At 50.3% G+C, this 13,312-nt stretch carries 13 protein-coding genes and 3 pseudogenes; 5 read left to right on the forward strand and 11 right to left on the reverse strand.

The genetic code is table 11. The features are described from left to right. Positions 1–82: 82 nt before the first annotated feature. Together C4F37_RS16880 and C4F37_RS16885 are read right to left on the reverse strand one after the other, a co-directional pair. Positions 83–367 carry a type VI secretion system PAAR protein gene (locus C4F37_RS16880; RefSeq protein WP_001127493.1) on the reverse strand — a complete coding sequence of 95 codons (285 nt, stop codon included), beginning with the start codon at positions 365–367 and terminating at the stop codon, positions 83–85. Positions 368–907: 540 nt separating this feature from the next. Continuing rightward, positions 908–1,508: pseudogene (locus C4F37_RS16885) on the reverse strand (glutathione S-transferase family protein). 266 nt (positions 1,509–1,774) lie between these two features. Between C4F37_RS16885 and ansP the strand changes: the two are divergent. Continuing rightward, complete coding sequence (gene ansP / locus C4F37_RS16890; RefSeq protein ID WP_001340130.1) at positions 1,775–3,274, forward strand: L-asparagine permease; 1,500 nt, start codon at positions 1,775–1,777, stop codon at positions 3,272–3,274. 112 nt (positions 3,275–3,386) lie between these two features. On the opposite strand, the gene yncE is transcribed toward ansP, so the two are convergent. Then, complete coding sequence (gene yncE, locus C4F37_RS16895; RefSeq protein ID WP_001538744.1) at positions 3,387–4,448, reverse strand: 7-bladed beta-propeller protein YncE; 1,062 nt, start codon at positions 4,446–4,448, stop codon at positions 3,387–3,389. Positions 4,449–4,689: 241 nt separating this feature from the next. Between yncE and pqqU the strand changes: the two genes are divergently transcribed. Further along, positions 4,690–6,792 (forward strand): TonB-dependent receptor PqqU, encoded by a 2,103-nt coding sequence (gene pqqU, locus C4F37_RS16910; protein ID WP_001538743.1) that lies wholly within the window; start codon positions 4,690–4,692, stop codon positions 6,790–6,792. Positions 6,793–6,868: 76 nt separating this feature from the next. Here the strand turns inward: pqqU and C4F37_RS16915 are convergent. Next, positions 6,869–7,036: pseudogene (locus C4F37_RS16915) on the reverse strand (GntR family transcriptional regulator); the annotation flags it as partial. Beyond that, a pseudogene (locus tag C4F37_RS27890) lies at positions 7,024–7,092 on the reverse strand (hypothetical protein); the annotation flags it as partial. The pseudogenes C4F37_RS27890 and C4F37_RS16915, both read right to left, overlap by 13 nt. Positions 7,093–7,272: 180 nt before the next feature. Here C4F37_RS27890 and C4F37_RS16930 point away from each other — a divergent pair. Then, the gene (locus tag C4F37_RS16930) at positions 7,273–7,791 is read left to right on the forward strand and encodes a GNAT family N-acetyltransferase (protein WP_000027563.1); all 519 of its coding nucleotides are present in this window, start codon (positions 7,273–7,275) and stop codon (positions 7,789–7,791) included. Further along, positions 7,788–8,237 (forward strand): DMT family transporter, encoded by a 450-nt coding sequence (locus tag C4F37_RS16935; RefSeq protein ID WP_001538742.1) that lies wholly within the window; start codon positions 7,788–7,790, stop codon positions 8,235–8,237. The genes C4F37_RS16930 and C4F37_RS16935 overlap by 4 nt, the downstream gene beginning before the upstream one ends. Here C4F37_RS16935 and ydcY read toward each other — a convergent pair whose 3' ends face one another. Then, on the reverse strand, positions 8,238–8,471 hold the full coding sequence (ydcY, locus tag C4F37_RS16940; RefSeq protein ID WP_000018633.1) for a DUF2526 family protein YdcY: 234 nt from the start codon (positions 8,469–8,471) through the stop codon (positions 8,238–8,240). A gap of 85 nt (positions 8,472–8,556) precedes the next feature. Continuing rightward, positions 8,557–8,730: an orphan toxin OrtT gene (gene ortT / locus C4F37_RS16945; protein WP_000061178.1), complete on the reverse strand. Its 174-nt coding sequence runs from the start codon at positions 8,728–8,730 to the stop codon at positions 8,557–8,559. Between the two features lie 194 nt (positions 8,731–8,924). On the opposite strand from ortT, the gene yncL reads away from it, so the two are divergent. After that, positions 8,925–9,020, forward strand: coding sequence for a stress response membrane protein YncL (yncL, locus tag C4F37_RS16955; RefSeq protein WP_001303494.1), 96 nt, complete (start codon positions 8,925–8,927; stop codon positions 9,018–9,020). A 96-nt stretch (positions 9,021–9,116) separates the two neighbouring features. Here the strand turns inward: yncL and patD are convergent, their stop codons facing one another. From patD to C4F37_RS16975, 4 genes are read right to left on the reverse strand one after another with little or no spacing between them, the layout of a single operon-like run. Beyond that, positions 9,117–10,541, reverse strand: a complete 1,425-nt coding sequence (patD, locus tag C4F37_RS16960; RefSeq protein WP_001538741.1) for an aminobutyraldehyde dehydrogenase — start codon at positions 10,539–10,541, stop codon at positions 9,117–9,119. A 21-nt stretch (positions 10,542–10,562) separates the two neighbouring features. Continuing rightward, positions 10,563–11,357, reverse strand: coding sequence for an ABC transporter permease (locus tag C4F37_RS16965; RefSeq protein ID WP_000555458.1), 795 nt, complete (start codon positions 11,355–11,357; stop codon positions 10,563–10,565). Beyond that, entirely contained in the window at positions 11,347–12,288 is a 942-nt protein-coding gene (locus C4F37_RS16970; RefSeq protein ID WP_001251325.1) for an ABC transporter permease, read from the reverse strand. Before C4F37_RS16970 ends, C4F37_RS16965 begins: the two co-directional genes overlap by 11 nt. After that, positions 12,289–13,302: an ABC transporter ATP-binding protein gene (locus tag C4F37_RS16975; protein WP_000220417.1), complete on the reverse strand. Its 1,014-nt coding sequence runs from the start codon at positions 13,300–13,302 to the stop codon at positions 12,289–12,291. It lies immediately after the preceding gene. Positions 13,303–13,312: the final 10 nt, after the last annotated feature.

The raw sequence follows: 13,312 nt of genomic DNA on the forward strand, positions 1-13,312 counted from the left end.
CTGCAAAGGTGTCCGGCTCCTGGCCGTCAACCTCCAGCGTAAAGCGAAGACCTTTTAAGGACATAAATACCTCTCAGACATATCAGCCTATATTTACCGTGCCGCCACCAATAACCACGCCGCCGCAGTCAATAGCATCACCGGTTCTGGCGGCGGGCAGGCCGTCAATAAAGACGGTTGACGAGCCTCTGGCGATTTTTCGGGGATGAGGTGGATGCTTCGGTTTAGCATGCGGCGTCAGCGGATCTCCCTGACGGGCTGCGGGGAGACCATCGATAAAAACGGTGGATGACCCGGCGGTGATGACGGTCTCGTAATAACCGTCGTGCTGGGTGCCTTTGTCGGTAAGTTTGGCTGCTAAAGGCATAATTCCTCCTGTTCAGAATTTCTACAGCAGCAGGTTTCAAAAATCCGGAGAAATATTCAACGAAATATTAATCACTTCACCGGATATTCTGATACGTACCTTCACTGGTCTATTTAAGTAATACAAATTGTTGGCGTGTATTAAGTTTCATTTTGTTCTCCTTAATTATGTAAGGAGTATTTGATCATGTATAAGCAATGAAAAACAGTTTCAGGAAATAAGGAGTATCTCAATTTTTAAACATAAAATGAGAATCGTCCAGTACAAAAAAGCAGTGTTACGTAATCTTTCCCTGATTAAATACGCTACCGCCCAGCCCTGATAACATGATCTGCACTGCGCTATCATATCGACATGTTTCTCTACATGCGAAAAGATGTTTTATTTTCAGATTATATTAAATTGATATTTAATATAAAAAACGAAATCACATCAACCATATGAATAGTTGTGCCAACATTAATTGCTATTCATAGCAAACAAATGGACGTCCAGTTAACTACGCCAGTGATTCATTAACATTAACCTCCGGCATTATTGTTAAATAATGACATTCCTTTTTAATACTTCTTGTAATTTCGGTATCTGACATACAGCATCAGCAATCGCATTAATGTTCGGGGCATTATCCTGAAACCATTCGTGTCCCGGTCCCCATGTGCGCATGGTGCAGAGATAACAGTCCACCAGCGTTAGTTGCACTCCAAACACATACGGTTCAGCAGTCAATTGCGAATTCAGCCAGATATAAAGCGATTTGCGATATTCAATTACAGGTGCGTCAGATGCCCAACGCTTAGGGTAATCGGCGAAAGTGAACGTTGGATAGACATTAGCAACCAGCCAGACCAATAGCCGTTGAAACTGTTGACGTTCGGCGCGCCCAAGAGGTGGCGCAAGATCCGGGCGACGATCGAGAACCATCAATGCAATCGCCGCTGTCTCCGTCATAATCTCGTTATTTTTACAGCGCCAGTGTCGGGACCTGACACAACGGATTCAGGGTTTTTAATAAATCGCGTGAAGTTCCCTCGTGGTCAAAACCACTGACATCAACGAACTGATAAGGAATATCAGCCAGTGTTAGCATCAGCTCACTGATTGTAGAGCCCCAGCCGGGTACGCCATACACCTTAATCATATGCCCCTCACAATCTTTTAAAGATTAAGTGTAGGACAGCACACAGGTTATCCAGCAAAAGGATTTATCATTTTTTCGTCAGTTGTATAAATCCCCTTCAGGATTGTAAGGGGATGTTTTGCATCGTTTATCGATAACGGGTAGGATGCTGCGCCGATAGTTTTATACCCATAAAGAATAATGGTGATAACTATCATCGCCAGGATGAATAAACATTGTTCATGGCAACTTATATGACTTTTTCATTAAAGCAATCAGGGAGAGCAATGAGTAAACACAACACCGACACTTCAGATCAACACGCCGCGAAACGTCGCTGGCTTAATGCCCACGAAGAGGGGTATCACAAAGCGATGGGCAATCGCCAGGTACAGATGATCGCCATTGGCGGCGCGATTGGTACGGGTTTGTTTTTAGGCGCGGGGGCGCGACTGCAAATGGCGGGGCCCGCACTGGCACTGGTCTATTTGATCTGCGGCCTGTTTTCGTTTTTTATTCTGCGTGCATTGGGTGAGCTGGTGTTACACCGCCCTTCCAGTGGCAGTTTTGTCTCTTATGCCCGTGAGTTTTTGGGTGAGAAGGCCGCTTATGTTGCTGGCTGGATGTACTTCATCAACTGGGCGATGACGGGGATTGTTGATATTACCGCCGTCGCTCTGTATATGCATTACTGGGGCGCGTTTGGCGGCGTGCCGCAGTGGGTCTTTGCGCTCGCTGCACTGACCATCGTTGGCACCATGAATATGATCGGTGTGAAATGGTTTGCGGAGATGGAGTTCTGGTTTGCGCTTATTAAAGTGCTCGCCATTGTAACCTTTTTGGTCGTGGGTACAGTGTTCCTCGGTAGTGGTCAGCCGCTGGATGGCAACACCACTGGCTTTCATTTAATCACCGATAATGGCGGCTTCTTCCCCCACGGTTTGCTGCCTGCGCTGGTGTTGATTCAGGGCGTAGTGTTTGCTTTTGCCTCCATTGAAATGGTGGGTACAGCGGCCGGAGAATGTAAAGATCCCCAGACCATGGTGCCTAAAGCGATTAACAGTGTGATTTGGCGTATTGGTCTGTTTTACGTCGGCTCCGTGGTGTTGCTGGTTATGTTATTGCCGTGGAGCGCGTATCAGGCGGGGCAAAGTCCGTTCGTGACGTTTTTCTCTAAACTGGGTGTGCCGTACATCGGCAGCATTATGAACATTGTGGTGCTGACCGCTGCCCTCTCCAGCCTGAATTCAGGTCTGTACTGCACCGGGCGTATTCTGCGCTCGATGGCGATGGGCGGTTCCGCACCGAGTTTTATGGCGAAAATGAGTCGTCAGCATGTGCCGTATGCCGGGATTCTGGCGACACTGGTTGTGTATGTCGTCGGCGTATTCCTCAACTATCTGGTGCCGTCACGCGTATTTGAGATTGTGTTGAACTTCGCGTCGCTGGGAATCATCGCTTCATGGGCGTTTATCATCGTTTGCCAGATGCGCCTGCGTAAAGCGATTAAAGAAGGCAAAGCAGCGGATGTCAGTTTTAAACTGCCTGGCGCGCCCTTCACTTCCTGGCTGACATTACTGTTTTTACTGAGTGTCCTGGTGCTGATGGCGTTCGATTACCCGAACGGGACTTATACCATCGCGGCACTGCCGATTATCGGTATTCTGCTGGTTATAGGCTGGTTTGGTGTGCGCAAACGCGTTGCTGAAATTCACAGCACTGCGCCAGTCGTCGAGGAAGATGAAGAAAAACAGGAAATTGTGTTTAAGCCTGAAACGTCGAGTTAATTGCAAAATTGCCCGGCTACGTGCCGGGCAAATTCAGACTACTGACGAAGGTGCCGGATGCGGCGTGATAAAAGTCAGGCAATTCTTTCCGTTTTCACCCTCGCCATATCTATTACAGCGCAATACGAATCACATCGTCCGGCTGGGTAGCTTCCTGCTGTTTAGTGGATTTTTGTTTCACACTGACATACAGCGTTTTGCCATCGGCAGACAGCGCCAGGCTGTTCGGATGAGTCGGCGTATCGAACGTTTTCACCACTTTATAGCTTTTCGCGTCAATCACACTGACTTTACCTGCCTGACGATGCGTCACGTAGGCTTCATTACGCGCTGGGTTAAACAGCACAGCCAGTGATTCCGGTGCCGCAACCTTCGCCAGAATATTGCCATTACGGGTATCGACCACTAACACTTCTGCCGCTTTAGAATCGGTGATAAATGCACGCTGATTGTTGGTATCAAGGCTGATGTTGATAAAGAAGTGCTCTTTGCCGTCATCCAGCAGCTTTTTACGGCTGAGGATTTTATTGTCGGCGGTGTCGATGGTAATCAATTCGCCGTCAGCGTTAGTAGTGTAAAGACGTTTGCCTTTGCTATCCAGCGCCAGACCGGTACTCATTTTACCGGTGTTCTGGATGGCGGTTTTCAGTTTGATATTCTCGCCATCAACGACCCAAATCACGCTCTCTTTACCAATACCACTGATGTAAACGGTGTTCGTGGCATCATCAGCTACCAGCTCACGTGGTTGCAACGGGCGTACCTCTTCCGTGCGCTTACGATCATCCAGCACCAGACGACCTTTCACTTCGCCCGTTTTGGCATCTATCGCCGTGACCGCACTATTTACGGTGTTACCAAACCACAACGTCTGAGTCGTGTTATTGATGGTGGCACCAAACGGCTTGAGATCGTTATGGATCGCCTGCGTCACTTCCAGAGTAACCGGATCAAGACGATAAACCACGCCGCCTTTATCCAGTTTGCGGCTTTGCGAAGTGGCAAGCCACAGCGCGTTTTCTTGCTGGCTATAAGCCATTTCGTAGGCACCTTTACCTACCGCTTTACGCAGCATTTCTTCTGCGGCCTGCGTACTGAATGATGAAGCAACAAGCAATGAACCTAACAGTAATGAACCACGCAGGCGCGATGAAAACAGATGACGTAAATGCATGACGACTCCCTTTGATGAACCGATATTTTTGCTGCTTCACAATGCTTCGCTAAGCGTAATCATCGTTACGCTCTTGTTATAAATGGGAATGGTAATCATTATTTTCTCAAATGTGGAGCATTTCTTACCGTTACGACTACAATTTTCTCAATTACTTAACGTATTGTGCCGTTTCGTTTTCCATAAATTTACAATTTCATTACCATGACGGTGTTTTCCCATTCTTAACCTGGCTTTTTTCATGAAGATTTTTTCCGTCCGACAGACCGTTTTGCCCGCACTGCTTGTCCTTTCCCCCGTTGTTTTTGCCGCTGATGAACAGACCATGATTGTCAGTGCCGCACCGCAGGTGGTTTCAGAACTGGATACCCCAGCAGCCGTGAGCGTGGTGGATGGCGAGGAGATGCGCCTGGCAACACCGCGCATTAACTTGTCTGAATCACTGACCGGCGTGCCTGGTTTACAGGTACAAAACCGGCAGAACTATGCGCAAGATTTACAGCTGTCGATTCGCGGATTTGGCTCCCGCTCCACTTACGGAATTCGTGGTATTCGCCTGTATGTGGACGGTATTCCCGCCACCATGCCCGACGGACAAGGGCAGACATCCAACATCGATTTAAGCAGTGTGCAAAATGTGGAAGTGCTGCGTGGCCCCTTCTCTGCTCTGTATGGCAACGCGTCTGGCGGTGTAATGAATGTCATCACCCAGACCGGACAACAGCCACCAACCATTGAAGCCAGTAGTTACTACGGCAGTTTTGGCAGCTGGCGCTATGGGCTGAAAGCAACAGGCGCAACGGGCGACGGCACACAGCCTGGCGATGTCGATTACACCGTCTCAACCACACGTTTTACGACCCACGGCTATCGTGACCATAGCGGCGCACAGAAAAATTTAGCCAATGCCAAACTGGGCGTACGCATTGATGACGCCAGCAAATTAAGCCTGATTTTCAATAGTGTGGATATCAAAGCAGATGACCCAGGTGGGCTAACCAAAGCAGAATGGAAGGCGAATCCACAACAAGCGCCTCGTGCAGAACAGTACGACACGCGAAAAACCATCAAGCAAACTCAGGCTGGGTTGCGCTATGAGCGTAGCCTGAGCGCGCAAGATGATATGAGTGTGATGATGTATGCCGGAGAGCGAGAAACGACCCAGTACCAGTCAATCCCGATGGCTCCCCAACTTAACCCGTCACATGCGGGCGGCGTGATTACTCTGCAACGCCATTATCAGGGGATAGACAGCCGCTGGACACACCGTGGTGAACTGGGCGTTCCAGTCACGTTCACAACCGGCCTGAACTACGAAAACATGAGTGAAAACCGCAAGGGTTACAATAACTTCCGCCTGAATCGCGGCGTGCCGGAATACGGGCAAAAAGGTGAGTTGCGCCGCGACGAACGCAATTTGATGTGGAACGTCGATCCCTATTTACAAACCCAGTGGCAACTGACCGACAAACTTTCGCTGGATGCTGGCGTGCGCTACAGCTCCGTGTGGTTTGATTCCAATGATCATTACGTTACTCCGGGTAACAGCGACGACAGCGGTGATGCCAGTTATCACAAATGGCTACCAGCCGGATCGTTAAAATATGCAATGACCGATGCCTGGAATGTCTATCTGGCAGCCGGGCGCGATTTTGAAACGCCGACGATTAATGAGCTGTCTTATCGCGCTGATGGGCAAAGCGGTATGAACTTTGGTTTAAAACCCTCCACCAACGATACAATTGAGATCGGCAGTAAAACGCGTATTGGTGATGGGCTGCTTAGTCTCGCATTGTTCCAGACCGACACCGATGATGAAATTGTTGTCGATAGCAGTAGCGGTGGGCGTACGACTTACAAAAATGCCGGAAAGACCCGTCGTCAAGGCGCTGAACTGGCATGGGATCAACGTTTCGCGGGAGATTTTCGCGTAAAAGCGTCCTGGACCTGGCTTGATGCGACCTATCGCAGCAATGTTTGCAATGAACAGGATTGTAACGGTAACCGGATGCCAGGGATCGCCCGTAATATGGGCTTTGCGTCGATAGGTTATATACCGGAAGATGGTTGGTATGCAGGCACGGAAGCGCGTTATATGGGCGATATTATGGCAGATGATGAAAATACGGCCAAAGCGCCTTCTTATACACTCGTCGGCTTATTCACCGGGTATAAATACAATTACCACAATTTAACCGTGGATTTATTTGGTCGTGTCGATAATTTATTCGATAAAGAATACGTTGGTTCTGTCATTGTCAATGAGTCAAACGGGCGATATTACGAACCTGCGCCCGGACAAAATTATGGTGTCGGCATAAATATTGCGTGGCGATTTGAGTAATTATCTTTAAGCCCGGTATTTGCCGGGCGTATTTTATTTATCGGCTGTATTGCTGGCACAACATAGCAACGTTTTTTTGCATAGTGAGGTTTTCGACAGCCAGAGCAACTGCCATTAATTCCAGTTCGTAGCGGATCCGATTGATTTCATTTAATTGACGTTTTCCCACTTCCGGAACTGTAATTGCTTGCGCTGGTGCGACAAAGAGCGCATTTATCGAAACCAGACGTAAGGAACCGGCGCGCCATGCGGACGCGAGGCCAGAACCCAACATCGGTTACGCTGCGTTTGTTGCCCCATAATGCTCTCCTGTGCTTTTGGCATGAATCCATCAATAGTAGCAGGCTCACAGGATTGGTTTTGTTTGCAGCCGTCACATCCCCTCTGCAACACGCAATAATTTCATAGAGGAATCCGTTGCTTCGGGCTGTTTTCGATAGTATTGATAACATCATCATCATTATTTAATCGAGGCCAGACATGTCCATCCGTTTTGCCCGCAAAGCCGACTGTGCTGCAATTGCGGAAATTTATAACCACGCCGTGTTGTATACGGCGGCTATCTGGAATGACCAGACGGTGGATGCGGATAACCGCATTGCCTGGTTTGAAGCGCGGACCATAGCAGGTTATCCGGTGCTGGTGAGTGAAGAAGATGGCGTAGTGACGGGATATGCCTCGTTTGGCGACTGGCGTAGTTTTGATGGTTTTCGCCATACCGTGGAACATTCGGTTTATGTCCATCCCGATCATCAGGGGAAAGGTCTGGGGCGTAAATTGTTAAGCCGATTGATTGATGAAGCGCGGGATTGCGGGAAGCATGTCATGGTCGCCGGGATCGAATCGCAAAATCAGGCCTCGCTGCATCTGCACCAGTCGCTGGGATTTGTCGTCACCGCGCAAATGCCGCAGGTAGGCACTAAATTTGGGCGCTGGCTGGATCTGACATTTATGCAGTTGCAACTCGACGAGCGCACTGAACCGGACGCGATTGGATGAGTCAGTCACTTACCCTTGCCTTTTTGATTGCAGCCGGGATTGGTCTGGTAGTCCAGAACACGCTGATGGTGCGCATCACCCAGACCTCCTCTACCATTCTCATCGCCATGTTGCTGAACTCACTGGTGGGGATTGTGCTCTTTGTTTCTATTTTATGGTTTAAACAAGGCATGGCGGGGTTTGGCGAACTGGTGTCCAGCGTGCGCTGGTGGACACTTATACCTGGCTTGCTGGGATCGTTTTTTGTCTTCGCCAGTATCAGCGGATATCAGAATGTGGGAGCGGCGACAACTATTGCAGTACTGGTCGCCAGCCAGCTGATTGGCGGTCTGGTGCTGGATATCTTCCGCAGCCATGGCGTACCACTTCGGGCGTTGATCGGCCCAATTTGTGGCGCAATTTTACTTGTGGTTGGCGCCTGGCTGGTGGCCAGACGCTCATTTTAATCAGAGGATGGTACCGCCTTTGGTTAACTGTTCGTGGCGCGCTTCCATATCTTCTTTATGTTTGCGACCGTGATGAGCAATAGCGGTGCGCAAACGCTGCTGCTGGGTGTAGCGATCTTCCCGACTTAACTCCGCGTCATCGCTCAGGGCGATTAATAATTCGTTCATATGGGCAATGACGCTCTCTTCAATCGCGGCATCCACGCGCGCGATGACTTCATCCAGATGCGACATACTTTCTCCTTAGCCACTTGTGAAATTTATCGATTCATCCAAATGATATAAGTCTGCGTGGTGCCGTCAAGCCAGTGCATAAGATTTAAAACAGAGAAAACAACAGCGCCACCGGGAAACTCATCGGCCATGTTGCCCCCACCAGAAAGGCGCTTAAGAAACGGATGCGTTTCTTATCGTGAGAAAGAAACCAGGTGATAAGAAATGCGATTGCTGCCATAACCGCATAAAAAACAAGCATATGTTGATAGAGAGACATGTACGAGCGTCCAGCCAGATGAATAAAACGCGCGCAAATATGCGTCATTTTTTGACGTGCATCAAGTTTTTTCACCAGTTAGAGAAAAAATCATCAAACAGCAACTTGCCCTTATCTATCTTCAGAATGAGTATTATTGCGGATTTTCTTAACCCGTACTATACACATAGGGACAATGATAAAAGGTGGCAAAAATGAATGTTTCCAGTAGAACTGTAGTACTGATAAATGTCTTTGCTGCTGTTGGTTTGTTTACTCTTATCTCTATGAGATTTGGCTGGTTTATTTGATGTTGTGATTTTGCACGCAGCACGTACTGTCAGAGAAATCAGTGCTCTGACAGTACGCAAGATCATCTCATACTCTTACGATCTGCAATATTATCCTTAATGTTTAACCATGACGTGGCGGACGACGGTGTAATCCTCCAGCCCATAAAGTGACATATCCTTGCCGTAACCAGAAAGTTTCTGCCCACCGTGCGGCATTTCACTTACCAGCATGAAATGGGTATTGACCCAGGTACAACCATATTGCAGCCGCGCGCTGACGCGATGCGCCCTGCCCACATCCTTCGTCCATACCGAAGATGCAAGTCCGTACTGACTGTCATTCGCCCAGTTCACCACCTGTTCTTCGTTGTCGAAGAGCGTAACACTCACTACCGGACCAAATACCTCTTTTTGCACGATGGCATCGTCCTGTAATGCTCCAGCCAGCAGCGTCGGCGCATAGTAATAGCCATTACCCTTGCGCTTTTCACCGCCAGTGATCACTTTGATGTGCCCTGTCGCTTTCGCCTCTTCTACCGCCTTGCTGACGCGTTCGAGATGCGCCAGCGAGCTTAAAGGTCCAAGCTCCGTAGACTCGTCATCCGGCGAACCCGATTTTAACGTTGCCACCGCAGCACCGAGTTTTTCCACCAGCGTATCGTAAATGCCTTTTTGCGCGTAGATCCGACAAGCCGCAGTACAATCCTGTCCGGCATTGTAATAGCCAAAAGTACGTACACCTTCGACCACTACTTCAATATCCGCATCATCAAAAACAATCACTGGCGCTTTGCCACCAAGTTCCATATGAGTACGCTTAATGGACGGCGCGGTATGGCTGATGATGTGTTCCCCAGTGGCGATAGAACCCGTCAGCGACACCATCCGCACTTTGGGATGTCCGGTCAGCGGATCTCCCACCGTTTTGCCTCTGCCAAACAGCACATTAATCACGCCAGCCGGGAAGATATCTTTCGCCAGCTCTGCCAACTTCAACGCGGTCAGCGGGGTAATTTCTGATGGTTTTAGCACTACGCAGTTCCCTGCCGCCAGCGCCGGAGCCAGTTTCCACGCAGCCATCATCAGCGGATAATTCCACGGTGCGATAGAAGCCACGACCCCCAACGGATCGCGACGGATCATCGAAGTATGACCTTCAAGATATTCACCTGCCGCCAGACCATTCGGGCAGCGCGCCGCACCGGCGAAAAAGCGAAAGACATCGACAATCGCCGGAATTTCATCATTGAACGCACTATGCAGCGGTTTGCCACAATTACGGGACTCCAGTTCGGCAAAAACCTGACCATTTTCTTCGATAACATCAGCCAGTTTCAGCAGGCATTCCGCACGCGCTTTTGGCGTGGTTTGCCCCCATTCGGCAAATGCTGCATCTGCCGCGCGAACAGCAGCATTGACCTGCTCTGCGGATGCCTCGGCAATCTCCAGTAAAACGTCCCCCGTTGCCGGATTATAGACAGGCTGTTTTTCCCCTTCGCCGCTAACCAGTTCTCCGTTAATCAGTAACTTATGTTGCATAGCATATTCCTGTATCAGTGGTTATTGACCATTGTCGCCTTCGCGGGTTAGCCACCAGGCCCCCAGGATCGGCAAGGTTGTTACCAACATAACCAGCAGTGCCACCACGTTGGTTACCGGTACATCACGCGGTCGCCCAAGCTGATTGAGCAACCACAACGGTAACGTTCGTTCATGACCTGCCGTAAAAGTCGTCACGATGATTTCATCGAACGACAAGGCAAACGCCAGCATTCCTCCAGCCAGTAACGCCGAACTGAGATTCGGCAACACTACGTAGCGGAAGGTTTGCCAGCCATTGGCCCCAAGATCCATTGACGCCTCAACCAGACTCCACGAGGTGCGGCGAAAACGGGCGATGACATTGTTAAACACCACCACTACGCAAAAAGTCGCATGACCGACCACGATGGTGAAAAATCCCGGCTCCAGATTGATGGTTTTAAAGGCGGTTAATAGCGCCAGACCAGTGACAATGCCCGGCAGCGCAATGGGCAGCAACAGTAACAGCGAAATGGCGTTTTTGCCGAAAAAGTCTCGTCGCCACAGCGCGGCAGCGGCCAGCGTCCCTAACACCAGCGCGATTAATGTCGCCAGCGCCGCCACTTTAAGTGACAGCGTCACGGCATCAAGAATATCACTACGCTGTGCTGCCACGCTAAACCAGCGCAGCGTCAGGCCTTGCGGTGGAAAACTAAACGCCGCATCTTCAGTGTTAAACGCATAGGCAGCGATAATCAGGATGGGAAAATGTAGGAAAACCACGCCGCCCCAGGCCGCCAGTTTGAGGAAAAACGGTGCGCGTTCAGAGTGCATCGAACGCTCCCAGACGTTTCACGAACGCCAGGTAAAGTGCGATGAGAACAATCGGCACCAGGGTGAATGCCGCCGCCATCGGCATATTGCCAATCGCCCCCTGCTGGGAATAAACCATATTGCCGATAAAATATCCTGGAGGGCCAACCAGCTGCGGGACAATAAAATCGCCCAGCGTGAGTGAGAAGGTAAAGATAGAGCCAGCGGCAATACCCGGGATTGCCAGCGGCAACACCACATAGCGAAAGGTTTGTCGTGGACGTGCGCCAAGATCAGCCGACGCCTGCAACAATGACGGCGGCAAACGCTCAAGCGCCGCCTGCACGGGCAGGATCATGAACGGCAGCCAGATATAGAGAAACACCAGAAAGCGCCCCAGCCCGGAAGTTGACAGCGTATTACCTCCCACCGCCGGTAGCGTGAGGAACGCAGTCAGCAGTGGTTCCAGCCCAAGATGTTGTAAAAACCACTGAGCCACGCCATCTTTTGCCAGCAATAACGTCCAGGCATAGGCTTTAACAATGTAGCTCGCCCACATCGGCAACATTACCGCAATATAAAAAAACGCTTTCATTTTTCCGCTGGTATAGCGCGCCATATACCACGCCATTGGAAAAGCCAGAATGGCGCTGGCGATAGTGACTGCCACAGCCATGGTCAGCGTGCGGACAATGATGTCGTAATTCGCCGGATTAAACAGCGCACGGATATTCGCCAGCGTCAGTTCCGGCGTTACCGACATGGTGAAATCGTCAAAGGTATAAAAGCCCTGCCATAACAGCGTCAGCAGCGAGCCGAAATAGACAATGCCAAACCACATTAGCGGGCCAAGCAGCAGCAAAAACAGCCCCAGCCCCGGATTACGCCAGAAGAAACCGGACACCTTACCCAGACCTGGACGTGAAGGTGATTGCAATACGTTCATCGCCATTCACCTCTCCTCAACCAGCGCCACCATCACATCACGCGACCAGGAAACCATCACCTGTTGTCCGGGCGTGAGCGTGGCAGGCAGTTCTTCGCCTGTCATATTGGCCTGACTCACCAGCAGTTTTTCACCGCCGCTCAGTGTCAGTTCAAAACGGGTCGCTGCGCCCTGATATTGCACCGCCTGGATCGTGCCATTAGCCTGCATTTCGCCAGGGGTGTTGAGGCGGATATGTTCCGGTCGTAGTGCGAAGCTTCCCGTCATGCCACAAAGTTTCTCTGCCATCAGTCCATCAAAAACATTCGATGTCCCAACGAATCCCGCAACAAACGGCGTGCGCGGGCGCATATAGAGATCGCGCGGAGAATCGACCTGTTCAATGCGTCCATTATTGAAAACCGCCACCCGATCGGACATCGATAACGCTTCGCCCTGATCGTGGGTAACGAAGATAAAAGTGATACCGAGAGACTGTTGCAGCTTTTTCAGCTCAAGCTGCATTTGCTCTCGCAATTTGAGATCCAGCGCGCCGAGCGGTTCATCCAGCAACAACACACGCGGTTCGTTCACCAGTGCTCTGGCGATGGCGACTCGCTGGCGCTGACCACCAGAAAGTTGTGACGGTTTACGTTGCTGTACAAACCCCAACGCCACTTTCTCAAGCGCCTCTTGCGCCATTGCATGCCGCTGCTTTTTATTCACGCCTTTGACCATCAGCCCGTAGGCTACGTTGTCAAGAATCGACATATGCGGAAATAGCGCGTAGTCCTGGAAGACAGTATTCACGTCCCGCTCCCACGGTGGCAGATTGCTGGCGGGCGTACCAAAAATAGAGATAGCCCCGCCGGAAAGCTGTTCGAATCCAGCAATCAGGCGCAGGCAAGTGGTTTTGCCGGAGCCGGACGGCCCCAGCATAGAGAAGAACTCACCATCTTTTATCGCAATACTGACGCCATCTACTGCGCGCACGTCACCGTACAACCGTGAGACGTTGTCAAACTCCACTGCGTACGTCATAAAACACCCC

It is taken from the genome of Escherichia sp. R1, from assembly GCF_003000935.1.
Classification (GTDB): domain Bacteria; phylum Pseudomonadota; class Gammaproteobacteria; order Enterobacterales; family Enterobacteriaceae; genus Escherichia; species Escherichia coli.